The 26,126-nt window shown below is 52.4% G+C and carries 24 protein-coding genes; 16 read left to right on the top strand and 8 right to left on the bottom strand.

Annotated elements, in window-relative coordinates; genetic code table 11:
• The first annotated feature begins 204 nt into the window (after nt 1–204).
• The 4 genes from rplU (at nt 205) to proB (ending at nt 3,423) form a co-directional block, all read left to right on the top strand.
• Nucleotides 205–516, top strand: coding sequence for a 50S ribosomal protein L21 (gene rplU / locus ACCI49_RS06205; RefSeq protein WP_371838106.1), 312 nt, complete (start codon nt 205–207; stop codon nt 514–516).
• A 17-nt stretch (nt 517–533) separates the two neighbouring features.
• On the top strand, nt 534–791 hold the full coding sequence (gene rpmA / locus ACCI49_RS06200) for a 50S ribosomal protein L27 (RefSeq protein ID WP_073277572.1): 258 nt from the start codon (nt 534–536) through the stop codon (nt 789–791).
• A 193-nt stretch (nt 792–984) separates the two neighbouring features.
• The gene (gene cgtA / locus ACCI49_RS06195) at nt 985–2,190 is read left to right on the top strand and encodes an Obg family GTPase CgtA (protein WP_371838105.1); all 1,206 of its coding nucleotides are present in this window, start codon (nt 985–987) and stop codon (nt 2,188–2,190) included.
• Between the two features lie 90 nt (nt 2,191–2,280).
• The gene (proB, locus tag ACCI49_RS06190; protein ID WP_371838104.1) at nt 2,281–3,423 is read left to right on the top strand and encodes a glutamate 5-kinase; all 1,143 of its coding nucleotides are present in this window, start codon (nt 2,281–2,283) and stop codon (nt 3,421–3,423) included.
• A 59-nt stretch (nt 3,424–3,482) separates the two neighbouring features.
• On the opposite strand, the gene rpsT is transcribed toward proB, so the two are convergent.
• The 5 genes from rpsT to ACCI49_RS06165 form a co-directional block, all read right to left on the bottom strand.
• On the bottom strand, nt 3,483–3,749 hold the full coding sequence (gene rpsT, locus ACCI49_RS06185; RefSeq protein WP_020411431.1) for a 30S ribosomal protein S20: 267 nt from the start codon (nt 3,747–3,749) through the stop codon (nt 3,483–3,485).
• A gap of 143 nt (nt 3,750–3,892) precedes the next feature.
• Nucleotides 3,893–5,926, bottom strand: coding sequence for an ATP-binding protein (locus tag ACCI49_RS06180; RefSeq protein ID WP_371838103.1), 2,034 nt, complete (start codon nt 5,924–5,926; stop codon nt 3,893–3,895).
• Between the two features lie 57 nt (nt 5,927–5,983).
• Nucleotides 5,984–6,673: a proteobacterial dedicated sortase system response regulator gene (gene pdsR, locus ACCI49_RS06175; RefSeq protein WP_371838102.1), complete on the bottom strand. Its 690-nt coding sequence runs from the start codon at nt 6,671–6,673 to the stop codon at nt 5,984–5,986.
• 222 nt (nt 6,674–6,895) lie between these two features.
• Nucleotides 6,896–7,582: an OmpA family protein gene (locus ACCI49_RS06170; protein ID WP_371838101.1), complete on the bottom strand. Its 687-nt coding sequence runs from the start codon at nt 7,580–7,582 to the stop codon at nt 6,896–6,898.
• A gap of 163 nt (nt 7,583–7,745) precedes the next feature.
• The gene (locus ACCI49_RS06165; protein WP_371838100.1) at nt 7,746–7,883 is read right to left on the bottom strand and encodes a hypothetical protein; all 138 of its coding nucleotides are present in this window, start codon (nt 7,881–7,883) and stop codon (nt 7,746–7,748) included.
• Between the two features lie 174 nt (nt 7,884–8,057).
• On the opposite strand from ACCI49_RS06165, the gene murJ reads away from it, so the two are divergent.
• The 12 genes from murJ (at nt 8,058) to ACCI49_RS06105 (ending at nt 22,279) form a co-directional block, all read left to right on the top strand.
• Complete coding sequence (murJ, locus tag ACCI49_RS06160) at nt 8,058–9,668, top strand: murein biosynthesis integral membrane protein MurJ (protein ID WP_371838099.1); 1,611 nt, start codon at nt 8,058–8,060, stop codon at nt 9,666–9,668.
• 112 nt (nt 9,669–9,780) lie between these two features.
• The gene (ribF, locus tag ACCI49_RS06155) at nt 9,781–10,764 is read left to right on the top strand and encodes a bifunctional riboflavin kinase/FAD synthetase (protein WP_371838098.1); all 984 of its coding nucleotides are present in this window, start codon (nt 9,781–9,783) and stop codon (nt 10,762–10,764) included.
• 51 nt (nt 10,765–10,815) lie between these two features.
• Nucleotides 10,816–13,620 carry an isoleucine--tRNA ligase gene (gene ileS / locus ACCI49_RS06150; protein ID WP_371838097.1) on the top strand — a complete coding sequence of 935 codons (2,805 nt, stop codon included), beginning with the start codon at nt 10,816–10,818 and terminating at the stop codon, nt 13,618–13,620.
• Nucleotides 13,613–14,140 carry a signal peptidase II gene (lspA, locus tag ACCI49_RS06145; RefSeq protein WP_371838096.1) on the top strand — a complete coding sequence of 176 codons (528 nt, stop codon included), beginning with the start codon at nt 13,613–13,615 and terminating at the stop codon, nt 14,138–14,140. The genes ileS and lspA overlap by 8 nt, the downstream gene beginning before the upstream one ends.
• A 6-nt stretch (nt 14,141–14,146) precedes the next feature.
• Nucleotides 14,147–14,587, top strand: coding sequence for an FKBP-type peptidyl-prolyl cis-trans isomerase (locus ACCI49_RS06140; protein ID WP_371838095.1), 441 nt, complete (start codon nt 14,147–14,149; stop codon nt 14,585–14,587).
• A gap of 54 nt (nt 14,588–14,641) precedes the next feature.
• Nucleotides 14,642–15,574 carry a 4-hydroxy-3-methylbut-2-enyl diphosphate reductase gene (ispH, locus tag ACCI49_RS06135; RefSeq protein ID WP_371838094.1) on the top strand — a complete coding sequence of 311 codons (933 nt, stop codon included), beginning with the start codon at nt 14,642–14,644 and terminating at the stop codon, nt 15,572–15,574.
• A gap of 314 nt (nt 15,575–15,888) precedes the next feature.
• On the top strand, nt 15,889–16,425 hold the full coding sequence (locus tag ACCI49_RS06130; protein WP_371838093.1) for a GspH/FimT family pseudopilin: 537 nt from the start codon (nt 15,889–15,891) through the stop codon (nt 16,423–16,425).
• On the top strand, nt 16,425–16,889 hold the full coding sequence (gene pilV, locus ACCI49_RS06125; RefSeq protein WP_371838092.1) for a type IV pilus modification protein PilV: 465 nt from the start codon (nt 16,425–16,427) through the stop codon (nt 16,887–16,889). The genes ACCI49_RS06130 and pilV overlap by 1 nt, the downstream gene beginning before the upstream one ends.
• 6 nt (nt 16,890–16,895) lie before the next feature.
• Nucleotides 16,896–17,876 carry a PilW family protein gene (locus tag ACCI49_RS06120; RefSeq protein WP_371838091.1) on the top strand — a complete coding sequence of 327 codons (981 nt, stop codon included), beginning with the start codon at nt 16,896–16,898 and terminating at the stop codon, nt 17,874–17,876.
• A complete protein-coding gene (locus ACCI49_RS06115; RefSeq protein ID WP_371838090.1) occupies nt 17,876–18,406 on the top strand; it encodes a pilus assembly PilX family protein in 531 nt (176 codons plus the stop codon). The genes ACCI49_RS06120 and ACCI49_RS06115 overlap by 1 nt, the downstream gene beginning before the upstream one ends.
• Nucleotides 18,390–21,758, top strand: coding sequence for a pilus assembly protein (locus tag ACCI49_RS06110; protein WP_371838089.1), 3,369 nt, complete (start codon nt 18,390–18,392; stop codon nt 21,756–21,758). Before ACCI49_RS06115 ends, ACCI49_RS06110 begins: the two co-directional genes overlap by 17 nt.
• 71 nt (nt 21,759–21,829) lie before the next feature.
• Nucleotides 21,830–22,279, top strand: a complete 450-nt coding sequence (locus tag ACCI49_RS06105) for a type IV pilin protein (protein WP_371838088.1) — start codon at nt 21,830–21,832, stop codon at nt 22,277–22,279.
• Here the strand turns inward: ACCI49_RS06105 and ACCI49_RS06100 are convergent, their stop codons facing one another.
• From ACCI49_RS06100 to ACCI49_RS06090, 3 genes are all read right to left on the bottom strand, one after another.
• Nucleotides 22,280–22,843, bottom strand: a complete 564-nt coding sequence (locus ACCI49_RS06100; RefSeq protein WP_371838087.1) for a GspH/FimT family pseudopilin — start codon at nt 22,841–22,843, stop codon at nt 22,280–22,282. It abuts the gene before it with no gap.
• A 103-nt stretch (nt 22,844–22,946) separates the two neighbouring features.
• Entirely contained in the window at nt 22,947–24,350 is a 1,404-nt protein-coding gene (locus ACCI49_RS06095; RefSeq protein ID WP_371838086.1) for a sigma-54-dependent transcriptional regulator, read from the bottom strand.
• 131 nt (nt 24,351–24,481) lie between these two features.
• Nucleotides 24,482–26,062, bottom strand: coding sequence for a sensor histidine kinase (locus tag ACCI49_RS06090; protein ID WP_371838085.1), 1,581 nt, complete (start codon nt 26,060–26,062; stop codon nt 24,482–24,484).
• Between the last annotated feature and the right edge of the window lie 64 nt (nt 26,063–26,126).

Here is a 26,126-nt window from a genome sequence, read left to right as displayed (position 1 = left end):
GTGGCGAAGGGGCGCTATTGTATCAACCCGGCGAATTGATTAGAATCTGCGCCCCGTCAATTGCGGGCCTATCCGGCGATAGGGTCGTTTTCGGGCCCCTTGGCGAATAGATGTTAAACAACACGGCGCAAGCTCCCAAAATGTGGAGTAGTGACTTATCAGTCCTTCCGCTGCTTCGTGTCGTCCATATCGGAGCATAGAAATATGTACGCTGTTTTTGAGAGCGGTGGCAAGCAACACCGTGTAGAAGAAGGTGAAGTTCTTCGCCTGGAGAAGCTGGAAGTAGCCACTGGCGAAACCATAGATTTCGATAAGGTGTTGATGGTCGTTGAAGGCGATAAAATCAACATCGGCGCTCCTGTTGTAGGCGGCGCTAAAGTAACTGCTGAAGTGGTAAGCCACGGCCGCGGCGAGAAGGTGAAGATCATCAAGTTCCGTCGTCGTAAACACTCCATGAAGCGCCAAGGCCACCGTCAGTGGTACACAGAAGTTAAAATCACTGGCATCAAGGCATAAGAGAGGAGTAACGACTCATGGCACATAAGAAAGCTGGCGGTAGTACGCGAAACGGTCGCGATTCCGAGAGTAAACGCCTGGGCGTTAAGCGCTTTGGCGGTCAGTCTGTAGCTGCGGGCAATATCATCGTTCGTCAGCGTGGCACCAAGTTCCACGCCGGTGTTAACGTTGGTATGGGCAAAGATCACACCCTGTTTGCTACTGCGGATGGCGTTGTGAAGTTCGAAGTTAAGGGTCCCAACAACCGCAAGTTCGTTTCTATCGAAACTGCTTAAGCGGCCACTAGCCCGATCTTCATAAAAAGCCCCGCTATTGCGGGGCTTTTTTGTTGGGGAGCCGCCTTTTTGCGGTGATAGGAAGTGAGGGTGGCAGGGTGCCCGCCGGGGGCGGCTTGTCGGCTGATATGATGATAAGGGTGCGCGGCTGTTTGCGTACTATTGAGACAACCGCTGTGGCGGTGGAGAGATTATGAAGTTTGTCGATGAGGCGCCCATCTTTGTGCAGGCAGGCAAAGGTGGTAATGGCTGCCTTAGCTTTCGCCGGGAGAAATTTGTCGAGAAGGGTGGCCCGGACGGCGGCGATGGTGGTGACGGCGGTTCTGTCTATCTGGAGGCCGACGACTCCCTTAATACCCTAGTGGACTATCGCTACCAACCCCGTTATGCAGCGGAGAGCGGCCAGCCCGGTCGTGGGCGTAACTGTACCGGTGCAAAGGGCGAGGATCTGGTTCTGAAAGTCCCCGTGGGAACCACGGTGATTGATGTGGATAGCGGGGAAACTGTTGGTGATATGACAGAAGTCGGTGAGCGTCTCCTGGTGGCCCAGGGGGGCTTCCATGGCCTTGGCAATACCCGCTTTAAGTCCAGCACCAACCGAGCCCCCCGTCAGACCACCAACGGTACTGAGGGTGACGCGCGCAGTCTTAAGCTGGAGTTGAAGGTCCTTGCTGATGTGGGCATGTTGGGATTGCCAAATGCGGGTAAATCCACCTTTATTCGCGCAGTTTCAGCCGCCAAGCCCAAGGTGGCCAACTATCCCTTTACCACTCTAGTACCCAACCTTGGTGTGGTGCAGGTGCAGAAACATCGCAGTTTTGTGGTTGCCGATATTCCAGGTCTGATTGAGGGGGCTGCAGAGGGGGCGGGTCTAGGTATTCGTTTCCTTAAGCACCTGACTCGCTGCCGGGTGCTGCTGCACTTGGTGGATCTGGCGCCGTTTGACGGCTCCGACCCGGTGGAAAATGCCCGCGCTATCGAAAATGAACTATCCAGCTTCAGTGAGACCCTAGCCGGGCGAGAGCGCTGGCTGGTACTGAATAAAACCGACCTGGTGCCCGCAGCAGAGCTGGAGGAGCGTTGCCAAACGATTGTGGATGCACTGGGTTGGACTGGCCCGGTTTTCCGTGTAGCTGCTATTCGCAAAGAAGGCACGGACGTTCTCAGTGGTCGCCTGATGGACTACCTGGAAGAGCGCCAGGAGAATGAAGAGCGCGACCCTGAATTGGCGCAGGCGGAGTTGGAGTCTCAGCGCCAGATGCAGCGCGAGGCTCGAGAGCGTATCGAGGAGTTGCGCGAGAGCCATAGGGCCAAGCGCAAGGCTGCCAGAGAGCATGTGGATGATGATGAGAACTGGGATGATGACGACCACGATGTCGATATCGAATATCGTCCCTAAGCTGTCTTCTACTGTCGGTATCTGCTCCAGGGCTCTCTGAAAAAGAATAATTGCAAAGGTGGCCCTTGAGGTCAGTGTCCAGGGGAAAATATGGATTCCATATCAGGTTCTCGTCGGGAGTTGCCACAAGGGCGGCGCTGGGTTGTAAAGATAGGCAGCGCTCTGCTGACCGATAACGGTCGCGGTGTAAACAGTACGGCCATCTCTGCCTGGGCTGGACAGATTGCCGAGCTGCGCCAGCGTGGTATCGAGGTGGTGCTGGTTTCCTCCGGTGCTGTCGCCGCGGGTATGGATCGATTGGGCTGGGGGCGCAGGCCGGAATCTATTCACCAGCTACAGGCCGCGGCTGCAGTAGGGCAGAGCCACCTGGTGCAGGTTTATGAGCAGGCCTTTGGTTGTTTTGATTTACGCTGCGCGCAGATCTTGCTGGATCACGACGACCTATCCAATCGCACCCGTTATCTCAATGCGCGCAGCACCTTAAGAACCTTGCTCTCCTTAGGTGCAGTGCCCATCGTTAATGAAAACGATACGGTGGTCACTGATGAAATCCGTTTTGGTGACAATGATACTCTGGCCGCATTGGTTGCTAACCTGGTGGAGGCCGATACCCTGTTGATTTTAACCGATGCCGATGGGTTGTTTAACGAAGATCCCCGCGACAATCCTCAAGCGGAATTAATAGGGGAGGCATCTGCACTGGACCCCAGGTTATTGGATATGGCAGGGGGTTCGCGCAGTGGGCTTGGGCGCGGTGGTATGACCACCAAAGTGCGTGCAGCCCAGTTGGCAGCGCGCTCTGGTGCCTGCACGGTGATTGCCGGCGGTGCGAGAGAAAAGGTGATTACACGGGTTTTGGCGGGGGAAGTGCTTGGCACCCTGCTGCTGCCTGAGGCGGATCCCCTTGCGGCGCGCAAGCGCTGGCTTGCCGGACAGCTGCAGGTGCGCGGTGCCCTGGTGCTCGATAAAGGGGCAGAGAAAGCACTGTGTGAAAGTGGAGGTAGCCTGCTGGCGGTAGGGGTTACCGCAGTGGAGGGGCGCTTCCACCGTGGTGACCTGGTGTCTTGCCGCAATAGTGGGGGGCGGGAAGTTGCCCGCGGGTTGGTCAATTACGATAGTAAGGAGAGCGCGAGGATTCTCGGTCGGGCATCGGAGAAGTTTGTTGAGTTACTTGGTTATCGCGATGACGATGAGCTGATTCATCGAGATAACCTGATATTGCTCCAGGGTTAAATTCTGGACACAAAAAAGCCTCGCAGTGCGAGGCTTTTTTGTGTCTGCTGCCTGGCGGTTTAGGCGGCTAGAGCTTTAACCTGGGCGTTCAGGCGGCTCTTGTGACGAGCGGCTTTATTCTTGTGAATAATGCCTTTGTCTGCCATGCGGTCAATAACGGGAACCGCTTCTGCGTATGCAGTTTTTGCTTTTTCAGCGTCGCCTGCATCGATGGCCGCAACTACCTTCTTGATGTAGGTGCGCACCATGGAGCGCAGACTGGCGTTATGCATGCGGCGCTTGTCGTTCTGGCGCGCGCGTTTCTTCGCTTGAGGTGAGTTGGCCACCGGTTGCTCCTGTCTGGAATCTATAAATCTGTAACTAACAGGCCCTGGGGCCCGATCGGGACGCGACATTATCCCCACAGTTGGTTGTTTGTCAACCATGGTTGCGTGTGTCTTGCCGATATGGCCGCAATCTTCGGCAACTGTCAGCGGCTGGGTAGTTCTAGGCTGAACTCCACACCGCTGGAATCGGTGCGGTTGTGAGCCGTCAGGCGACCGCGGTGGAAATCTGCAATCAGCTTGGCGATATGTAACCCCAGACCAAGATGCCCTGCATTGTCGCCGTCCTTGCGCACAGATACGAGCGAGTCGAAAAGTTTGTGAGCATAGCCGCTTGGTAGCAGAGGGCCGTCATTACTCACTGTGATCAGATAGCTTTCGCTGTCTGTATGGGCTGACAGGTGGATTTCACTACCCTCCGGGGCGAAGCTAGAAGCGTTGTCTACCAGCTTATCCAACAGTTGCGCCAGCAACTCCGGGGCGCCGTGACATGGAAGTTCTCCTGTAGGCTTGTCCAGCTTGAAGTGGTGCTCCGGATGGGCATCCCGATAGCACTGAACCATGACTTCGAGAAGGTCCGCAAGGTCAAAGGTTTCGCACTCGGCCTGATGGATGCTGGCTTCGAGGTTGCTCGCTGCGGAGAGGCTGTTGAGAATGCCAGATAGGCGTGCACTGCCATCCATGGCGCGCTCAGCATAGCGGCGACTGTGAGTGTCCAGCTCGCCAGCGGCAAGGTTATCCAGAGAGGAGCGTACTACTGCAAGGGGGGTGCGCAGCTCGTGTGATAGCTTGCTGGCCAATGTGCGCAGGTATTGATGATATTGATCCAGCTCACTGAGCAGACTGGCAAAAGCGCGATTCAGTGCTCCCAGCTCATCGTCGGCCTTGGACCGGGGGAAGTTACCGCGCAGTTTGCCGCTGCCATCCACCGCATTGCGGGCGGCACGGTGCAATTTGCGGATACGCCAGGATAGCCAGCTGGCATAGCTGAGCAGAAATAGCAGAGCTGTTGCCGCTACGGTGCAGCTGATCAACCATAGCCGGTGGGCGGCTCCCTCCGTCATAGTTTGCATAGCCTCGCCAGACTGCATCACCAGTACCCGCCCCAGCAAAGGCCGCTCGATTACTTCATCGGCGCGAGTGATCACAGGAACGCTGACAACGCCAATGCGTGACTGCAGGGGGCCGCCAAACCACTGTTCTTCGGTATCGCGGTTGGCTGCATTACTCAATGGCAGTGTATCCACAGGTAATGGCGGTAAACTCTCCCGGGCCAATAACTTGCGGTAAATCCAGCTGCGCAACCAGGGGGTGGACGCTATCCCTTCGGGCGACTTTGATTGCAGATGCCCGCTGCTCGCGAGCAGGAATCCCTCGTTGTCCACCACGGCTAGGCGCAGGCTTGGGCGAGCAAAATGATTTAGCTCGGTCTGTAGCTGAGGCAGGGGCGCTGTCAGGCGACCGGGCTGCCCATCGGAAGGCAGCGTGCTGGTGCTGTTAACAGGCGGTGCACCATCGCTGCGGTTGCGATCCAGGATGCGAATTGATAGGCCGCCTTTGGTGAGTTTATAAGGCAGGGTCAGCTCCAGCTGGTAGCCCGCGGGAGAGGCGGTCCAGCGCCCGCGCAGGCGCAGCTCACGCTCGTAGCGGCCCTCTCTTGGATTGTGCAACATGGCGCTTGCCGCGCCCCGGCTCGCCACTGGCAATATGTAATGCCGGCCACCGGTGAACAGTTCGACAGTATCGCCGCCGGCGAGCAGCCCGGTTCGGGGGTCGCGATAGGCCGGTGTGGAATCGCTGACGGTCAGAAGCATGAAAATTTGTTCGCTGTATTGCCCGAGGGTTACTTGTGCCAGCGGGGTGAGTTTTTCGTCGAGCAGCTCTCTGGGTTTCAGTCCCAGGGGGCGCCAGTCATCGCCGTAGCCGTCAATCATGGGGGGCTGAGAAAGGGGGTTTAAGTAGAGTTGGGCACCAGGAGGGCGAGCGTGGTGCAGGGGGTCTGGTGCAATCAATTGCGGTGCGCTAGCCAGACGGGCGGCAATAGCTGCGGCGGTGGCTTCGAGTGCCTGCAGCTGCCCCTCTGCCAGGGCTGCGTCTACCTGGCGGAGGTATTGGCATCCGGCCCAAGGAAGCGTCAGGGTTACAAGGCTGACAAGTAAGAGTTGGCGGCGAAGCTTCATGGGCAGAGTTCTTAGAGTATTGTGCGCCGAATCGGTTTGTGCCGCGGCCAGAAATTGTTAAAGCTGCCAGCGGTAGCCCATACCGTAGGCGGTTCCAATTGCGTTGAACTCTCCGTCCAGGGCCAGGAATTTCCGACGAATGCGCTTTACGTGGGAGGTAATTGTGTTGTCATCCAGAACCACCCGCGCGGCTTCCATCAACTGGCTGCGTGATTTGACATGCCCGGGCCTTTTGGCCAGGGCGTGGACTATCCAGAATTCGGTTACAGTCAGATCTACCGGCTGCCCGTCCCAGTGGCAGTGCAGCCTGGAGATATCCAGAGCCAGCTTACCCTGGGTCAGGCTTTCCCCGTCGTCGCCCTGATCTCGTAAGACACTTACCCGGCGCAGCAGTGCGTTGATGCGGGCCTGCATATGGGGAAGGGAAATATCCTTGGTCAGATAATCGTCGGCACCGAGACGCAGGCCGGAAATGATATCAAGCTCCGAATCCCTGGCTGTGAGGAAAAGGATTGGTAGGCTGGGTGCCATGGCACGTAATTCCCGGCACAGCTCAAAGCCGCCCTCTACCTCACTACCAAGGCCGACATCAATTACAGCCAGGTCCGGTAGGCGCTGGCGAAAAGCCTCCATGGCCTCAACCCTTGCGCGGTAAATATCGACACGATAACCGTTGCGGCGCAGCGCATCGCGGTAATTCTCGGCGATAGCGCGTTCGTCTTCGACAATGGCAATAGTTGCACTCATGGTTGATTCCGGCTGCTTCCTTCCCGTGGCGGAGAATGATGCACGAAATCACAGGTTATTGGCAAAAAGGCGGGCGCAGGCCGCCCGCAAGCACAACAGGGTTTCTTTCAGGGGTGGAGATTTTGTGGGTGCATTTGCAATCCGCCCACCTACTGTTACCGCGGTTTATACACCGGTCGGCAGTAGCGGATTTAAAGTCCGCCAGAGCCGGCCGACACTGTATTAGTAGCTGCCGGCGACAGACTCCTGCAGGGAGAAGCGGATATCCACCCGACGCTCCATCGCATAAGCATCCACATCGCCGCGAGTTGCCTGGGAGTATGTAGAGCCCAGTGCACGGCGACTTATACGGGAGGCATCAATGCCCAAGGATACCAGTGCCTGCTCCACACTCAGTGCACGCTGGTCTGACAGTACATTGTTGTAGCCGTCACTACCGCGTGGGTCGGCGTGGCCCTCCAGTTGGATTTGCAGGTGTGGGTGGCGCTTGAGAAAGTCCGCCATGGTGCCCAGCTGTTGTAGCTGGCCTTCCTGAAGTTCGTCTTCTCCGGTAGTGAACAGCATTTGGAATTGCAGGGAATCCAGTGCCAGTTGGCTGGCATCGTTCGCGGACAGTCGAGCCGCATCCAGTTGCTGTGCCAGGTTGCTGAGCTCTGCACGGCTCTCTGTCAATTGTGTTGCCAGCATATCTGCCTCGTCTGCTTGCTTGATCTGCTCGCCGAGCCAAGCCCCGCCGAGTGCTCCAGCGATAAATCCGACCGGCCCGCCCACGGCTGCACCGGCAATGGCAGCAGAGGTAAAGACCGTGGCCTGTTTGGCCGGGGTCAGTGTTGATTCAGTGTGTTCCTTTGCCTGGACACCGGAGGCGATCAGGGAGGTTAGGACTGCGGCCATTATTGCTTTTTTCATTGCTCATCTCCTTGGGAGCTTTCTTTCTTACTCGTGGGGGCCAGGGTGATCCCGGCCCGTTTGAGTGTTATTAAAAAGCTCCAAGGGGGCGCTGGCGTGGCGCAGCAGTGGCAAACTACAGCGCAAATGTGGCGAAATGTGGCGGAGGGCCGAAAAGGCCCGTTTACAGCAGGCGGCGGTAGCGCCGGTCGCGAGGGGTGTCAACGCGTACACATACTCGCTGGGGACGGGGACCGCGCATCACTGCAATGTAGAGCACAATCGCCAGTGCCAGAGCAATAATCAAAGCGTTAATGGTCATCCTTTATCTCCCCGCGCCACCTGTTCCGTGGGACGCGTGACTAGCTCACAGCTAGTATAGGCTCGCGGGCACCATGTCGTAGGGCCGCGAACCTTCCCTATGCTCCCGAAGTTTTGCCAAATTGCGGTAGACTTGCCGGCCAACAGATCTCACCCATTGCCAGGAGTCGAAGTTTTGCCGCAGTCATCCCCTGCACAGGAACAACCCGCCGAGAAATCCGGCGCTTCCCGGCTGCTGCGCGGCAGCTCGGTGGTGGGTGCAGCGACTATGCTGTCACGGGTTGCCGGGCTGGCCCGGGATATGGCCTTGGCCCGTTTTGCCGGAGCCGGGGATGCCGCGGATGCTTTTTTTGTCGCTTTCAAAATTCCCAACTTCTTTCGTCGTTTATTCGCAGAGGGCGCCTTTGCCCAAGCGTTTGTGCCAGTACTGGCCGAGTACCGCCAAAAAGGGGGGATTGCAGCAGCGCGCGAACTGAGCGACAGGGTTGCCGGTGCCCTCGGTGGTGTACTGCTGTTGGTTACCCTCTTTGGTGTGCTATTCGCACCAGTAGTGACGGGGATTTTTGCTTTTGGCTGGTGGTGGGACGGCAGTGAGCGGGAGAAGTTCGATCTTGCTGCAGATATGCTGCAGATTACCTTTCCCTATCTGATGTTGATCTCCCTGGCTGGCTTTACCGGTGCGATCCTGAATAGTTTTGACCGATTTGCCATTCCTGCCCTAACCCCGGTAATGTTGAATTTGGTGCTGATTGGGGCGGCGACGGTGGCTACCTCCTGGTTTGACCCGCAAATTTTGGCATTGGCCTGGGGGGTGCTTGTAGCCGGGGTGGTTCAGCTGTTATTCCAGCTACCCTTTCTTGCTCGCGAGAGATTGTTGCCGAGGCCCAAGTGGGACTGGGGTCACCCGGGCGTCCGTAAGATACTACGCCTGATGGCACCGGCAATTTTTGGGGTTTCTGTTACCCAGATCAGTTTGGTTCTGGATACTCTGCTGGCGTCTTTCCTGCCCAGCGGTAGTATCTCCTGGTTGTACTTTTCAGATCGCCTGACCGAGTTGCCGTTGGGAGTATTTGGAGTTGCAGTGGCTACGGTGATCTTGCCGAATCTGTCCCGTCAGCACAGCGATGGTGATCCCCGCCGTTTTCGTCATACACTCGACTGGGCCCTGCGCAGTGTAACCCTGATCTCCCTGCCAGCCTCCGTGGCGCTGATTACACTAGCTGAGCCCCTGCTGACTACGCTGTTTCAGTATGGCGAAATGCAACCGCGTGATATGCAAATGGCGGCTTGGTCTCTCCGTGCATACGCCATGGGATTGCTGGCTTTTATGTTAATCAAAGTATTGGCGCCTGGTTATTTCGCACGCCAAGATACTTATACGCCGGTACGCTTTGGCCTGATTGCGATTTCGGCCAAGATGGTCCTGAGCCTCTTGTTTGTTATCCCGTTGAATCACTATTTAAAACTTGGCCATATGGGCTTGGCCCTCGCCACAGCCAGTCAGGCAGTGATCAATGCCTGGCTGCTGTACAAAGGATTGCGCAGGGACGATGTCTATACCCCTGAGCCTGGTTGGGCCAGTTACCTGCTGCGCCTTGTCGCCGCGAACTTGCTTATGGTGGGGGTGTTGCTTGGTGTACTGCACTTCTGGAATGACTGGAGCGAGTGGGGCGGGTTCGCCAGAGCCTGGCGCATGGGCTTATTGGTTGCAGCCGGAGGTCTGACTTATGTCTTGGTGCTGTTTGTATCGGGGCTTCGCCCACACCATTTTCGCCCGACCAGTTGAGCGCTTCATAGGCTATTGATGTTCTCCAGGGGCTGGTGCAAGTAGCCACTGGCCGCCAAGTGGGAATCCGCTATACTGTGCGGCTCGATTTTATGGGGATGGGAAGATCGTTTTGGCCCAGGAGCGCGAACTAATTCGCGGGTTGCACAACCTGCGCCCCCGCCACCGGGGAAGTGTGGCGACGATTGGCTCGTTCGACGGCGTGCATCTCGGTCACCAGGCGATTATTGCCCAGTTGCAGCAGCGCGCACAGGAGTATGGTTTGCCCTCGGTGGCGATTATCTTTGAGCCCCAGCCCCACGAATTCTTTTCTGCTGAGAAGGCCCCCGCGCGGTTGATGCGTTTCAAGGAAAAGCTATTGGCGCTGTACGACGCGGGTATCGATCGTGTCCTGTGCCTGCAGTTCAACGAAACCCTGCGCAGCCTCAGTGCGGATGCATTTGTCCAGCGGATACTGCTCGATGGCTTAGGTATTCGCCATCTAGTGGTCGGTGACGATTTCCGCTTTGGTTGCGATCGCAGTGGTGATTACGACCTGTTGCGGAATATGGGTGCACAGCACGGGTTCACCGTTGAGGATACCGCGACGCTAGAGATACGCGGGGCCAGGGTGAGCAGTACTCGCATTCGCGAGGCTTTACAGAGTGGGGATTTTGAATTGGCACAGGCCCTGTTGGGTAAGCCCTACCGGATTACTGGCAGGGTGGCACCGGGCCGCGCCCTGGGGCGTCAATTGGGCGCCCCCACCGCCAATGTGCGTCTGCATCGCTACCGTTCCCCGTTGGTGGGGATCTATACGGTGCGCACCACCGCGACCGACGGCAAAGATATTTCCAGCGGATGTTCAGAGCTGGACGGTGTTGCCAATGTCGGGTTCCGCCCAACAGTGGAAGGCGAAGGTGCCCGGCCGTTGCTAGAGGTAAATCTGTTCGATTTCAGTGGCAACCTGTACGGGCGTGAACTGGCGGTGGAGTTTTGCCACAAGTTGCGCGATGAGGAGAAGTTCGCCTCGCTGGATATCCTCAAGGCCCGCATCGCTGAAGATATCGATGATGCTAAACGATGGTTTGCCGAGAATCCCCGGCAGTCCCGATAAACTGACAGAAGACCTAATTTATCTTTCTACTAGAGCTGAAGTAGACATCCAATGACTGATTATAAAGCAACACTGAACCTGCCTGAGACCGACTTCCCCATGCGCGGTAACCTGCCGCAGCGTGAGCCGGCAATTCTGAAAAAATGGCAGGACAACAAGCTCTACGAAAAAATTCGCGAGGCGCGCGCCGGTCGTGAGCAGTTTATTCTGCACGATGGCCCTCCCTACGCGAATGGCGATATTCACATTGGTCATTCAGTTAACAAAATTCTCAAAGATATTATTATCAAGTCGAAAAACCTGAGCGGTTTCGATGCTCCCTATGTGCCTGGCTGGGACTGCCACGGCCTGCCCATAGAGCACAGAGTAGAGAAGAAGATAGGTAAGGCCGGCAGCAAGGTGGATTACAAAACTTTCCGCCAGAAATGCCGCGAATATGCCGCCAAACAAGTGGAGGGGCAGAAGAAAGACTTTGTACGCCTCGGAGTGCTCGGAGAGTGGAGTAATCCATACCGCACCATGGACTTTCAGTTTGAAGGTGACATTATCCGCGCACTTGGGCGCGTGGTAAAAAATGGTCACTTGGCGCGCGGCTTCAAGCCAGTCTACTGGAGTGTGGTGGGCGGCTCTGCTTTGGCGGAGGCCGAAGTGGAGTACCAGGATAAGGTTTCCTACTCCATTGATGTCTGCTATCCGGTGAGCGAAGAGGCAGCCCTGGCAGTTGCAGATGCTGCGGGTGGGCATGCTGGTGATGGTCCTCTGTCTGTGGTCATCTGGACCACAACACCTTGGACCCTACCCTCAAGCCAAGCGGTTTCCGTTAATGGTGAACTGGAATATGTGGTTGTTCAGACCGGCGAGCGCCGCTTGTTGATTGCAGAAGCACTGCAGAATGCCGTGTTGGCCCGCGCAGGACTGGAAGGGGAAGTGGTCGGGCGTATCCGCGGCGCGGCCCTTGAACACTTGAAAGTGCACCACCCCTTCTACGACAAGTTATTGCCGATCGTTCTCGGTGATCATGTCACTACCGACGCTGGTACCGGCTGTGTGCACACGGCGCCAGATCACGGCCCGGACGATTTCCAGGTGGGTAAGCGCTACGGTATTGAAACCCTGAATTACATCGATAATCACGGTGTATTCCGCGACAGTGTGCCGCTATTTGCCGGTGAACATGTCTACAAGGTTGACGAAAAAATTGTCGCCCTGCTGAAGGAGCGCGGCGTACTGTTACACCAGGATAAGTTGGAGCACAGCTATCCGCATTGCTGGCGCACCAAGACTCCGCTGATCTACCGCGCTACTCCCCAGTGGTTTATCAGCATGCAGCAGAACGACTTGCTGGAGCAGGCGCAAAAAGCGGCTGATGATGTGCAGTGGATTCCCGGTTGGGGCAAGGCCCGCATCGACGCCATGTTGGACGGCAGTCCAGATTGGTGTATTTCGCGTCAGCGCACCTGGGGTGTGCCTATCGCCTTGTTTGTGAATAAAGAGACCCACGAGCTGCACCCGGATACCCCGGCGCTGATGGACAAAGTTGCCGAGAAGGTTGATGCAGCAGGCATGGATGTCTGGTTCGATCTGGACCCAAGTGAACTGCTCGGGGATGAGGCCGACCAGTATGAGAAGGTGATCGATACCCTGGATGTTTGGTTTGATTCCGGTGTCACCCACTACGCTGTTCTGGAGCGACGCGAAGGGTTGCGCTTCCCCGCCGACCTGTACCTGGAGGGGTCCGATCAACACCGCGGCTGGTTCCAGTCCTCCTTGAAGACTTCCATTGCCATTAATGACTGCGCGCCCTACAAGCAGGTGCTGACCCACGGCTTCACTGTGGATGCGCAGGGCCGCAAGATGTCGAAATCTATCGGCAATACCATCGCGCCCCTGGATGTGATTAACAAGTTGGGCGCAGACGTGCTGCGTCTGTGGGTATCGGCCACAGATTTCAGTGGTGAAATGGCGGTCTCTGATGAAATCCTCAAGCGCACCGCGGATTCCTACCGCCGTCTGCGCAATACAGCCCGCTTTTTCCTGTCCAATCTGGCCGGTTTTGACCCGGAAAAGGATTTGCTGCCGGAGAGCGAGCTGTTGGCCCTGGACCGCTGGGCACTGGATAAGGCTGCACGCCTGCAGGATGAAATCCTTGCTGCTTACGACAATTACCAATTCCACCAGATTTACCAGAAACTGCATAACTTCTGTGTGGTGGAAATGGGCGGTTTCTACTTGGACATTATCAAGGACCGCCAATACACCACCAGAGAAGACAGCACCGCACGCCGCTCGGCACAGACTGCGCTCTATCATATTGTGCAGGCCTTCGTGCGTTGGATCGCGCCGATCTTAAGCTTCACTGCGGAAGAGCTTTGGCAGTTTATTCCGGGTGCCAAAGCAGACAGCGTATTTATCGAAGAGTGGTATTCGCTGCCCAAACTTCCAGTTGAAGCGGATAAGGGTGCGGAGTACTGGGCTGCCATGGCTGAGGTGAAAACGGCAGTAAATAAAGTGTTGGAAGAGCAGCGAGCAGCTGGAGCTATTGGCAGCTCTCTACAGGCGGCTGTTACCCTGTTTGCCTGTGATGACCTGCGTGAAAAACTGCTGGAATTAGAAGATGAGCTGCGCTTTGTGCTGATCTGCTCTTCTACTTCCGTGCAATCTCTCAGCGATGCGGCTGGCGCCGAGTCTACCGAGATGGAAGGGCTCAAGGTCAGTGTAAATAAAGTGGATCATCCCAAGTGCGCGCGCTGTTGGCATTACCGAGCCGACGTAGGGGCAAACAGCGATTACCCGGATATTTGTGGCCGCTGCGTAGATAATGTAGCGGGTGAAGGTGAGGTAAGGCACTATGCCTAATTCCAATCTGCTTCTCGGGCATCCTTGGCGTTGGTACTGGCTGGCACTTGCCGTAGTGGCCCTAGATGTGGCTACCAAAGTGTGGGCTGTGGACATGTTTATGTACGGCTCGGCGCAACAGATTATCCCCGGATTTCTACAGTTTACCTATGCAGAAAACTATGGGGCTGCCTTCAGCTTCCTGGCTGATGCCGGAGGCTGGCAGCGCTGGTTTTTTGGCATCATTGCTCTGGGCTTCAGCGTTGTTGTCACCATCTGGTTGTGGCGCCTGCCAGCCAGGAAGCGCTGGGAGCCCTGTGCTTTGGCGCTGATCCTGGGCGGTGCCCTCGGCAATCTGTGGGACCGTATTTTATTGGGCTATGTGCGGGATTTTATTTCTGTGTACTACGGTAATTGGCACTTCCCAGTATTCAATGTGGCGGATATGGGTATCAGTATCGGCGCGGCCATGCTGGTTATCGAGCTGCTCTTTTTTGCGGAAAAAGGCGGCGATAAAGCGAAAAATAACGCGGAAGTGTAACGAATCATGAGTAATAGCGTTATCGGCGAGCACAGCCGGGTAACTTTGCATTTCAGCCTAAAGCTGGATGACGGCACGGAAGTGGATTCCACTTTCAAAGGCGACCCAGCCTCTTTTAGTGTTGGTGACGGTAGCCTCTTGCCGGGCTTTGAAAAAGCCTTGTTCGGACTCAAGGCTGGCGACGAAGCGGAAATTGAAATCCCCCCGGAGCTGGGTTTCGGCCAGCGCAATCCGACCAATCTGCAAAAGGTGCGTCGCGATAGCTTTTCACCGGATATCGAGCTGGAACAGGGCTTGGTGGTATCTTTTGACAACGGAAGTGGTGAGTTGCCAGGAGTCATCCGCGAGATTGGAGAAGATGAAGTGACCGTCGATTTCAATCACCCGCTCGCGGGGCAGACGCTGAACTTCCACGTAAAAATTATTGCGGTGGATTCGATTCAGTAGAATCGGGCCCGATTTTTCTGCTGAGTTGATTATCGAAAGAGTGTTGAAGTAAAGATGCAAATCCGACTGGCTAATCCCCGTGGCTTCTGTGCAGGAGTTGACCGCGCGATCGATATCGTCAACCGTGCTTTGGATGTTTTTGGGGCACCCATTTATGTGCGTCACGAAGTAGTGCACAACAAGTTTGTGGTGGAAAGCCTGCGCGAGCGCGGTGCTGTTTTTGTGGATGAACTGTCGGAAGTGCCCGATGATGTCATCGTTATTTTCAGTGCCCATGGTGTTTCCAAGGCTGTACAGAAAGAAGCAGATAATCGTGGCCTGCGTGTATTTGATGCCACCTGCCCACTGGTTACCAAGGTGCATATTGAAGTCAGTAAGTTCAGTAGCGATGGCGCCGAGTGCATATTGATTGGCCACGCCGGGCACCCGGAAGTAGAGGGCACAATGGGGCAATACGATGGCTCCGCTGGTGGTGCTATCTACTTGGTGGAGGGCGAGGAGGATGTAGCCAGGTTGCAGGTGAATAATGAGAACAACCTCACTTATGTCACCCAGACCACTCTTTCTATGGATGACACTGCGCGCGTGATTGAAGCTCTGCGTGTACGCTTTCCGAAAATTCGCGGACCGCGCAAAGACGATATCTGCTATGCCACACAGAATCGTCAGGATGCGGTTAAACAGCTCGCTCTGGAAAGTGATTTGGTGCTGGTGGTCGGCAGCCCTAACAGCTCCAATTCCAACCGCCTGCGTGAGCTGGCTGAACGCTGTGGAGCCACAGCCAAGTTGATTGACGGAGCTGCGGATATTGATGCTGGCTGGCTTACGGGCAAACAAGCCATCGGCATTACCGCCGGCGCCTCCGCCCCGGAAGTACTGGTACAGGAAGTGATTGCCAGATTGCAACAACTTGGCGCCAGCCTGCCCGAAGAGATGGATGGGCGCGAAGAGAATATTCGCTTCTCCCTTCCCAAAGAGCTGCGTTAAAACGCGGCTCTCATACCCCCTTAATTCCGCCTCACCTTTACCTGCCCGCCTGTCGCGTGGGCAGAGCCGCTTGTCGACAACTGGTCAAACCCTCGACCCTATCGCGTAAAAGCAAATGATAAATTGATATACATACGTTATAGATAGCGTATGGCGATAATGATATCTGCCTGTTCAGTTTCTAAGCACTCTAGTGGCAAAGCTAATTATCTAGGATTGTTGTGTTTTGCTCTTTAGGTGTATTGAAGCGGGACGTTGATATTGAAATTATCGATCTTACTAGGCTACCGGCCTGTTTTTAAAGGTATAGCAGCATGAATAATCCTGAGGGAATGCAAGGATTCACCCTGATTGAACTGATGGTCGTGATTACTGTGTTAGGCATAGTTGTTGCCATCGGAGTCCCATCTTTTTCCACACTTATAGATAACAATCGTATGTCAACAATGACAAATGACCTGAGCAGTACACTGCAATATGCACGTTCCGAGGCCGTGCGTCGCGGCAGTAAAGTTCAAGTAAGTGCAATTGGTAGCAATGTCCAGGATGGCCTTCAAGTTTGGATTGATGATAATGGTAACAAGGCATTCGATAGTGGCACCGATACGCAGTTGCGGGTTTTGGAAGTTAACCCAGCAGTGATTACTCTTGCTGCGCAATTAAATGCCGGTGCGCTGAAAAATGTAGCTTTTTCATTTAACGCCCGTGGTGAGAGCAGTCTGGATGAAACACTAACACTTGAGCTTTGCGATGATCGAAATGGGGATTATGGCCGTCAGTTAGATCTTATGACTTCCGGGGCTCTGCGCCTAAGGCCAGATGTGGCCTGTAATAGTGGAGGAGCAAACTAGTGCGTAAACAAAACGGCGCAACGTTAATAGAGGTTCTGATATCAGTTCTGGTGCTCGCAATAGGCCTGCTGGGATTAGCCTCCACTCAGATGATGAGCCTTAAGAACGGTAATGGAGCACATCACCGTTATATGGCTACTCTGGCCGCGCAAGAAATTATCGAACGCATAAGAGCCAATCCAGATGGTTTTAAGTCGGGTAAGACATATAAAAATTCAGATGTAACAAAATCCCAGGATTGCAGTGTCGGCTGTAGCCCCGACGAGCTGGCAAAGCTGGATCTATATGAGTGGGGACAATTACTAAATAGCAATTTACCTGGTGCCGCTGGAGTTGCAGTTATAGATTCTCAACGAAAAACTACTGTCACAATCACATGGACCGAACAGCATACCGGTAAAGACTACGGTGGCAGCAGTGGCGGCTCAGAAAATGCGACCTTTGTAATGAGTGTGGAGCTTTAAATAATTATGTATACATTTGCCTCCCAGCGCGGCCTATCATTGATTGAATTAATGATTGGTATTTTATTGGGCTCCATTTTGTTACTTGGTGTATTGCAGATATTTCAAAGTAATAGTGACACCTTGCGCATGCAAAACGGTTTTTCCCGGGTGCAGGAAAGTGGGCGTTTTGCGGTTGATATGCTGAGTAAAGAGGTGCGTCAAGCAGGTTTTTGGGGATGTGCCGAAGCTGGCAATATTAAAAACTCACTGGGAGCACCGACCACCAATTTCCTGTCCGAAATCGGTACAGTTATTGGTGTTGCAGGTAAAAACGATGTTCCTACTGGTGCGATAGTAGGGGAAAAAGAAGTTGTCGCTAAGTCAGATGTTCTTACTCTCAGTGGAGCGGAGGATGCCTGTGCTGGTGAGGGGCGCATGCTAAATGGCACTAATCCAGGGGATGTCATTGTTAGTACAAGTTGCCCGATTGATACTAAAGACAATGTTATAGTGTCAAATTGTATTGCCGGGCATGCCTTTACTGTAACAGGTACCTCAGCAGTAGCTGATGGAAAAAAAATAAACTACGGTGCGGGGATCAATTTTGAGGAAGACTATGGGGCCGATTCAAAGATCCTAACGCCCTATCAAAAAACTTTTTTCATCGCTAAAAGTGTTTCCGGAAGCAATTCATTATTTGTGCATGTTGAGGGCGATGATAAGGCTCAAGAGCTTATTCCCGGAATTGAAGATATGCAGATTTCCTACGGAGAGGATAAAATGAATGACGGTATTATTGACTACTGGCGGTCTGCTAGTAGTGTCAATAGTATGGCCTCAGTGACAGCGATAAAAATCGAATTAATAGTGACAAGTGACAGTGCCGCAGGTGTAGGTGCGCAGACTATTACCCGATTAGATGGCACTAAAAAAGATTATAACGATGGTCTGCTGCGCAAGTTATATGTAGCCACGGTCAAAGTACGTAATAGAGGGAGCATGTAATGAGAAGGGTGAATAGTCAGCAAGGTGCAGTACTGATGGTCAGCCTGATTATTCTTTTAGTTCTGACGCTAATTGGAATTTCAGGTGCTCGCGGGGTTTTGATGGGGGAGCGTATGACCTCGGCTTCCCGGGATGCAAAAATCGCTCTAGAAATTGCTGAGTCTATGTCTCGTTTGGGGGAGAAAGAAATTGCAGGTCTTAAGAAAATTAATGATTTTGGTGGGAAGAATTGGCAGCACGATGAGGGAGATGGCCCTGTAAATATTTTTGCAGCGGAAACCTGGGGAAATACCAATTCCGTTGCCATGGATGTACCTATGTTAGATCCCGATGGGAACCCATTGCAGGGTCGTATGTACATAGAGAGATTTGGCCTGGCTTCAAGTGATAGCATTGGTGATGTTGATCAGAGTGAAAAGCCGGGTGGAGATATTGAAACTACGGTTCATGTATTCAAAGTTGTGAGCCGAGGTGTTGGAATTGGCGGTACCGAAAGGATTGTTGTCACTTTGTATGGAAAAGCATTCTGAGGGTTTTACTTTGAAAACAAGATATGTAAAAAAACAGTATTTTCCAGTGCGCCCTTTAAGCGCAGCTCTCCTGATGACAATGGCTGGACACTTATCTGCTGCGCCGGGAGAAATATCCGATGTACCCCTCTACTCCAGAGGATCGGCTGAACCCAATATTATGTTTGTGTTGGACTCATCGGGTTCCATGACGACTCCTGTATACCCCCCTTCGGAGTATGACAGTGATTCAATAAGTGGATTTTCCTGCTCCTCTCCGATTAAGCCTAACAATAATAAAGTAATAGAATTTAGAGTAGAAGTAGCGGGTGGATCGGTTCAGTTTAGGATGGACGAAGAAGATAATTGGCGCACCTGGAATAATACAGCCAACTGTTTTAATGATAAAAAAAATTATAAAGCTAGGTTGTATGTGAGCGGCAATGATGGAAGCTATTACGTTGTTAAGAAGGATAAGGAGGGTAATATTGAGGATAATAGAATTAAGGTAAAAGGAAAATTTTTAAACTGGTACTTTTCGGATAAAGCAGGTTCCGTGGCTGATGAGTTTTTAGATGATAATGGATCTGCTATGCGCTCTAAAGTGGATATACGCAGAACCGAGGTAATGAAAACGGCCGCAAAAAATCTGATCTCCGAGCTTGAGAATGTTCGTATTGGTGTTATGCAGTTTCATAAAAATGGCAACACCGGTGGAATGGTGGTGAAGGGCCTTGAAAGTATCACGTCAGATAACAAATCAGAGTTTTCGAGTGCGATTGATGATATTGGTGCTGCAGGTAACACCCCATTGGCAGAGACATTTGCAGGAGTGGGTCGTTATTTTATCAGTGGATATGAGGATAAGCACCTTACTTATCAAGATGCCGAGGGTTCTGATGCCTCGGCTAAAGGAGGAGATATTTTTTCCGGCTCGGATGAAAATAACCCTGTTCTTGATGATAATGGGTTAGATCTTCCAGACAATACCATTGCCAATGGGGCTATTCAGTACCATTGCCAAAAAAGCTTTATGGTAGCTTTAACCGACGGTGAACCAACTGAGGACGATAGCGTTAGTAGTACCCTGAAGGGATACAATAACCATGATTGTAACTCAGATTCTGAGTGCGCTGCTGATTCTGAAATGGATGATGTAATTAAAGCTCTTTATGATATTGATTTGCGTCCCGATCTAGTCAATACAAAGGGTGAAATTAACAATATTACAAGTTATCTAATTGGCTTTGCAGATGAAAAGGTAGCGAACTCCCAACTTATGAAGCATGCTGCTGATTTAGGTAAAGGAGGAAAAGGCGCTGTTTATGCTGCGAATAATGCAGCAGACTTACAACTTACTTTTAACCAAATATTTAATGAGGTGCAGGCTACGAATGGTAGTTCAAGTGCAGTAGCTTTCAGTTCAACGATTCTAAAAAGTGGATCTGTTGTCTTTACTGCAGAATATGAGAGTGAGTACTGGACGGGAGAATTCTCGGCTTGGAAAATTGATACTTCCGGTAAGCTTGCTGCCTCACCGGAATGGAAGGCCAGTTCCATTCTTGATTCGCTAGATCCCGCTTCCAGGGTAATGCTTACCTACGATTACGATAAGGCTCAAGGTGTGCCCTTTACTGTTGCAGGAATTGGCACTTTAGCAGCTCACAAAGCGGATTTAACGTTAAACAGTTATATAACCAATGCCGTGGACGATGGTAGGGTTTCTGACAGAATTGACTACCTGCGTGGAGATCGCACTACAGAAGATGGTAACGGTGGGGACTTTAGACCGCGTGCAAGCCGTTTAGGTGATATCGTAAGCTCCACACCGGCTTATGTAGGCGCGCCGGATAACAGTAGATGGTCTGATGCCTCCTTCCCTGAAGCCAGCTCTTATGACTCATTTAAGAAGAAGCACACAAGCCGCACTCCAGTAGTGTATGTCGGTGCCAACGATGGTTTTCTGCACGGCTTTAATGCCAGTATAGATTCATCTGCTGGGGGTAAGGAGGTTATCGCATATTCACCATCGAGTTTACTGAGTACCACCCATGATGAGGGGCTCCACCCATTAACCTCCCAGTATTACAGCCACCGATTTTATGTGGATGGAACTCCGACAGTAAAGGATGTTTACATCAGCGATGGTTTAAGTAAAAGCTGGCAAACCGTTTTGGTAGGAGGGCTGGGTGCCGGTGGCAAAGGCTATTTCGCATTAAATATCACTGAACCGGATAACTTTGATGAAGCTAATGCCGAAAATATTGTGATGTGGGAGTTCTCAGACAAGGACAATAATAATCTAGGTTATACCTTCAGCCGTCCTCAAATTGGACGAATGCCTAATGGCGAATGGGCTGCAATATTTGGTAATGGCTATAACAGTGCAACTGGAGATGCGGGTGTCTTTATTGTTTACATGGATGGCTCTGACGACTCAGTAGACAATAATAAGTATGTTTACCTCTCCACAGGTGTAGGAAAACCAGATGATTTAAATGGTATGTCTACCCCAGCGATTATTGATGCCGATTTAGATGGCACAATAGATCGTATTTATGCGGGTGACCTACATGGAAATATGTGGGCTTTTGATGTCTCCAGTAAAGATCCAGACTCTTGGTCTGTGGAAAAAAGTGCCTTATTTAGCGTGGCTCCCAAGGATGGAGATCCACGTGAGGCTATTACCACCGCGCCGGTAGTGGTCCGCAATACCGAAAATACAACCGCACCGGGATTATTGGTAGCCTTTGGAACCGGGCAATATTTGGTAGAAACTGACACAGCTGATACCGAAGCTGGTGGTTTTTATGCTGTGTCGGATAATGGAAAATATGGGCTTACTAAAGGCGATCTGATTAAGCGCGAAATAGAGGAGAAAGTTGATGCTGATAGTGGCACTCAATTACGTAAAATAAATGGTGAAGATGTTGATTGGAATAGCAAGTCTGGCTGGTATATCCATCTTAAAGAAGGAAGTCTTTTGCGAGGCGAAGGAGGTGAGAGAGTGGTTGCACAGCCTGCTCGACTGGGAGAAGTGCTCTTTTTTAATACCATGATTCCCAGCGGCCAGGTTTGTTCAGCAGGTGGATCTGGTTGGTTGATGTCGGTCGATCTTTGGAATGGTGTGGCTACTTCTGAAGCAGTTGTCGACGCGAATAGGGATGGCGTTATAGATGACGCTGATAAGGGGTATGTTGGTCGGCATATAGTTGATGCTCCGCCTAATACATCAGGCTTTATCACTGATGAGGATGGGAATGTATTCGAAGTGAATAATCTTGGTAATGCCTCACAACTGGCCGAAGAGGTAAAACCTACCGGTGGAGGTCGTGTTGGGCGCTTGTCCTGGGAAGAAATGACCCCCTTTTAAGGTTCGCTAATAAATATGGTTGCCCGACAATGTCGGGCAAATTTTAATTCTCGTAATGGTAAGTTGAAACGATGAAAAGACAATCAGGATTTACCCTTATAGAGCTGATGATTGTGGTCGCAGTTGTCGGGATATTAGCTGGGATTGCCTGGCCTTCTTATCTAAACCATGTGCGCACTGCCAGCAGGGCAGATGCACAAGGTGCGTTGATGGGGCTGGCGCAGGCGATGGAGAAACACTATACCCAGAATGGCAGTTATGCCGGGGCTGCGGCTGGCGGAAAAGATGATGGTGCACCAGAGATATTTCCCACTCAGGCCCCACTGGATGGAGGAACGGCAAGGTATAACCTTACCATTACCGTTGGCAGTGATCCGAGCACTTATGTCCTTAGGGCCTCACCGATTGGCGCTCAAGCGGGCGATGGAAATTTGGAGCTTCATTCAAGTGGCATAAGGGCCTGGGATCGAGATAATAATGACATGGATGCCACAGATATGTGCTGGAGCAAGAGCTGCTGATCAGGTTTGTGGGCAGGTTAAATTTAGCTGGCTGCCCGTTTCCACGATTCCATCGCCGTCACTATCTTTTCCAAAGTACGGACGGCCGATAATGTTTAGGATAATAATCCAGCCATACTCTGCCTCGTTAGTAGCGGGGCAGTAACGGAAATTTCCGCTCTGAGAGGGGGTTTCACCATTTGGATTAAATATCACATAGTTTTTGGAACCAAAGTAATTCCAACTGAGTGAGGCTTTATTTTCCAGGGTGAACTTTCGGGTAATGGTTTCTCCTGAGTCTAAGGAGCCATTTTTATTGTGGTCGGCAAATAGCAGTGCTCCATTAGTCCAATTATCTGCACATTTTTCGTCTTGTCCGCGTGCACAAAGAGTGTAGCTAATATTCTCGTAATACGCTTTATTTCGCATTAGCACTAGGATTTCAAATAGTTCAAACTGTTTGGATTTGTTTTTATAGTGCTTTATGAAACTGGTGAAAGGTGGCAGGGCTATCGCCACGACAATAGCCAATATGGTGATGGTAATGAGTAACTCTATGAGGGTAAATCCCGCAAACCTTTTCACGGTGCAAGCTCTTCGCTCTTGAGTTTGCACCAGCATACCGATAGATGGCTAGAAGCCAATTACAGATGATTACGGTACGATCGTTTGTTTAATTTGTGAGAGCTTAGCTTTCCAGTCCGAGTTTTTTTAAACGGTAGCGCAAGGATCTAAAGCTAATCCCAAGCTTTTGTGCTGCAGCTGTCCGGTTCCAGCGAGTTTTAGCTAACGCAGTTTCAATGGCTTCTTTTTCAATATTCTGAAGGAACTCATCCAGAGATGAGTACTGGCTGGGGTCGAAGCGTTCTGAGTTTTGAGAGGTGCTTGAGGTTACAAGTGGCTCTAGGCCGGAAATGGATTCCTTGTGCCCTGAGGACTTTTCGTCGCGTTCTAGGTGTAAATCATGGCTGCGAATTTCCTGTTGATCACACAGTGTAAAAGCCCGCTCCAGGATATTCTCCAATTGACGAACATTCCCAGGAAAGGAGTAGCCCTGTAAAGATGTTATCGCCTCGGGGGTCACTTTTGGAAGGGGAGTTCCTGCATTACTGGCAATGCGCTGCATAATTGCATTTACCAGTAGCGGGATATCCTCTAAACGCTCCCGCAGGGGCGGCGTCGAGATTTCAATTACGTTGATACGATAGTAGAGGTCGCGACGAAAGCGCCCTTCATCCACCTCTTTGGCCAGATCCTTATGGGTTGCACTGAGGATGCGCACATCGATAGGTGTTTCCAGGCTCGCCCCGATAGGACGAATACGTTTTTCCTGTATGGCGCGCAGTAATTTAACTTGCATATCGAGTGGTAGATCGGCCACCTCGTCCAGAAACAGGGTGCCACCTTGGGCGCTCTGCAGCAGGCCGGGCTTATCCTTGTAGGCTCCGGTAAAACTCCCTTTCTTATGGCCGAAAAATTCGCTCTCCATTAATTCTGCGGGTATGGCGCCACAGTTAATCGGCACAAATGGTTTTTCAGCACGGGCGCCTAGTCCGTGGATAGCGCGGGCCGCCAGCTCTTTTCCGGAACCTGATTCACCGCTGATATAGACTGGTGCATCGCTGCGTGCGACTTTAGCTATTTGCTCGCGCAGCTTACGCATATTTTCGGCTTGGCCCAGTAATAGCTGGTCTGTGCTTCTACCATGCTGTGGGCCTTGATCACGATTCAGGCGCAGGGCCAGCTGGGCCAGATTGCGCAGTCGATCAAGATCGACTGGCTTACTAACGAAGTCGAAGGCGCCGAGTTTTAATGCCTTGATAGCAGTATCCATATTACCGTGGGCAGTGATGACAGCAATCGGCAGCTCCCGGTGTATACCGTTTTGGATATGCTCTACCAGCTGCAGGCCATCGCCATCGGGTAGGCGTAAGTCTGTGAGACAGAAGTCGTAACGGTTCTCGGTGAGCAACCGTTTTGCCTCTGCCAGGTTGGCAGCGGTGTGGCAGTCCACATCCATGCGGTGCAGAGTGAGGGTAAGTAGCTTACAAATATCCGGTTCGTCGTCGACAACCAGGGCCAGAGGTAGCATCTGTTCTCTGTCTTTTCTTGTTTTGTTGATATTGGAGGCAAGAGCGCCACTTCTGATTATGTCAGAAATTCTTTACGAATAATCGCCTGTAAGTTGGGAAAAATTTCTGAGCAGGATCAAGTCACACAGGTTTATTGAGCAAATTCAACTCTGAAGCAACTTTTGTCATCTTCGCTGCGACAGTGGTAGAGTCGCGCTTTATTCGTTTCACACAGCTCCCTGGCAATATACAATCCCAGCCCACTGCCGCCATTTCCAGTGGTAAAAAATGGCTCAAAAATCTTTAATCTGTGCTCTTCAGGCACTCCTGGACCATTGTCTTTAATCTCCAACTGGGTACAGGCCCGCTCACGATTGTAGTGGGCGCTGATTTCAGCGAGTCGCTTACCGGTGGCAACCTGTGAATGATGCAGGGCATTGTCTGTGAGATTTGTCATTACCTGGGCCATTTGTGCGGCATCAAAGCAGGCCATTAATGGTTGCGCGGGGAGTCGCAATTGCACCTGATTGTCACTATGAGCCCCTGCGTTATAGTCCTGTATGAATTGTTGCAGCCAATTTGCCAAGTCATGCTCTTGTGGATCTCCCGCCTGGCGGCGCGATAGTTGCATTACATTTTCGATGATTTGGTTTACCCTCTGGCTTTGTCGGCAAATGATGTCGGTCAGATAGTGTTCCGCTTCTTCCAGCTGTGGGGATTCCGACAGTAGCTGTGCCGCATGGCTGATGGCAGAGAGGGGATTGCGTATCTCGTGGGCGATTGAGGCGGTGAGGTGCCCGAGAGACGCGAGTTTTAGCTTCTGTGCAGCCTCCGCCAGCTTGCGATTGTCTTCGACGAATATCAAAGTGCTACAACCACTCTCATGTTGCAGGTTAGTAAAGTTAAGCTGCAACTCGTCGCCGCTCTCTGCTCGCAGAAGGGTGCTATTGGGGCCGCTATTGGCACGCCACTCCCGAATCGCGTGGTGAAGCGAATTCTGTTCAGTGCCCACTGTATGCAGATGCTCTCCCAAAAGTTGTCGGGCTGCACGATTGGTAAGTTCGGGCTGGCTGGTAGGACCCATTACCAGCACTCCGGTACCCATGCGCTCAATAATTTGCTGGGCCAACCGCTGTAGGTGTGCGGCTTGCCGACTCTGCTGGTCGGCACGCAGGTTTGCACTGCGAATACGGGCTGACAGGTATTGAAGGGCACTGACTGTGGCAAAGAGCAGTAGGCCGAGGCTTCCGGCGGCGACTATATCTTGAGTGGTTCCCTGCCCGAATAGCAGGTTGTATAGCTGTAGACCGATTACGCCTAGGCTGGCGACAGCGGCGAAAAAAGCACTCATACGCCGGTCGAGAAGAATAGATCCGATGGAGCAGTTGATTAGCAACAGGTAGCCAAGGCCAGAATTAAGACCACCACTGGCCTCAATCAATAGTAAAAACACGAGGATATCGCAGCCGAGGATCACCCCAATCTGCCCTGTTCCCACCTGATAGGCCTTCTGCCGTAAAAAAACTAACCAGCTTAGGTTGAGAACGGTGTAGACCACGGTTGTATACAGGAATAGAGCAGGTAAATGGCCGCCGAGGGCACCAGCACCAATATCTGAGTAGAAAATCCCTAGTAATACCAGCGCGATAGCTAAGCGATAAATTGCGCAGATACGCAATAATTCGTGGTGTTGTAGCGATAGTGAGTTATTGCCGGCGGAAGGACTGCTCAAGATGGTTTCCCCGTATTGTTGTTTTCGTAAGCCGCTGCTGTTGCACATTCCACAGGTTACAATG

Source organism: Microbulbifer epialgicus, from assembly GCF_041447265.1.
Lineage (GTDB): Bacteria > Pseudomonadota > Gammaproteobacteria > Pseudomonadales > Cellvibrionaceae > Microbulbifer > Microbulbifer epialgicus.
This window is presented reverse-complemented; position numbering and strand designations above follow the sequence as displayed.

What these genes read in the sequence shown, in the direction of transcription:
- rplU (WP_371838106.1), top strand. Translation starts at nt 205, where the DNA reads ATGTACGCTGTTTTTGAGAGCGGTGGCAAGCAACACCGTGTAGAAGAA.
- rpmA (WP_073277572.1), top strand. Translation starts at nt 534, where the DNA reads ATGGCACATAAGAAAGCTGGCGGTAGTACGCGAAACGGTCGCGATTCC.
- cgtA (WP_371838105.1), top strand. Translation starts at nt 985, where the DNA reads ATGAAGTTTGTCGATGAGGCGCCCATCTTTGTGCAGGCAGGCAAAGGT.
- proB (WP_371838104.1), top strand. Translation starts at nt 2,281, where the DNA reads ATGGATTCCATATCAGGTTCTCGTCGGGAGTTGCCACAAGGGCGGCGC.
- ACCI49_RS06180 (WP_371838103.1), bottom strand. Translation starts at nt 5,926, where the DNA reads ATGAAGCTTCGCCGCCAACTCTTACTTGTCAGCCTTGTAACCCTGACG.
- pdsR (WP_371838102.1), bottom strand. Translation starts at nt 6,673, where the DNA reads ATGAGTGCAACTATTGCCATTGTCGAAGACGAACGCGCTATCGCCGAG.
- ACCI49_RS06170 (WP_371838101.1), bottom strand. Translation starts at nt 7,582, where the DNA reads ATGAAAAAAGCAATAATGGCCGCAGTCCTAACCTCCCTGATCGCCTCC.
- ACCI49_RS06165 (WP_371838100.1), bottom strand. Translation starts at nt 7,883, where the DNA reads ATGACCATTAACGCTTTGATTATTGCTCTGGCACTGGCGATTGTGCTC.
- ileS (WP_371838097.1), top strand. Translation starts at nt 10,816, where the DNA reads ATGACTGATTATAAAGCAACACTGAACCTGCCTGAGACCGACTTCCCC.
- lspA (WP_371838096.1), top strand. Translation starts at nt 13,613, where the DNA reads ATGCCTAATTCCAATCTGCTTCTCGGGCATCCTTGGCGTTGGTACTGG.
- ACCI49_RS06140 (WP_371838095.1), top strand. Translation starts at nt 14,147, where the DNA reads ATGAGTAATAGCGTTATCGGCGAGCACAGCCGGGTAACTTTGCATTTC.
- ispH (WP_371838094.1), top strand. Translation starts at nt 14,642, where the DNA reads ATGCAAATCCGACTGGCTAATCCCCGTGGCTTCTGTGCAGGAGTTGAC.
- ACCI49_RS06130 (WP_371838093.1), top strand. Translation starts at nt 15,889, where the DNA reads ATGAATAATCCTGAGGGAATGCAAGGATTCACCCTGATTGAACTGATG.
- ACCI49_RS06120 (WP_371838091.1), top strand. Translation starts at nt 16,896, where the DNA reads ATGTATACATTTGCCTCCCAGCGCGGCCTATCATTGATTGAATTAATG.
- ACCI49_RS06115 (WP_371838090.1), top strand. Translation starts at nt 17,876, where the DNA reads ATGAGAAGGGTGAATAGTCAGCAAGGTGCAGTACTGATGGTCAGCCTG.
- ACCI49_RS06110 (WP_371838089.1), top strand. Translation starts at nt 18,390, where the DNA reads ATGGAAAAGCATTCTGAGGGTTTTACTTTGAAAACAAGATATGTAAAA.
- ACCI49_RS06105 (WP_371838088.1), top strand. Translation starts at nt 21,830, where the DNA reads ATGAAAAGACAATCAGGATTTACCCTTATAGAGCTGATGATTGTGGTC.
- ACCI49_RS06095 (WP_371838086.1), bottom strand. Translation starts at nt 24,350, where the DNA reads ATGCTACCTCTGGCCCTGGTTGTCGACGACGAACCGGATATTTGTAAG.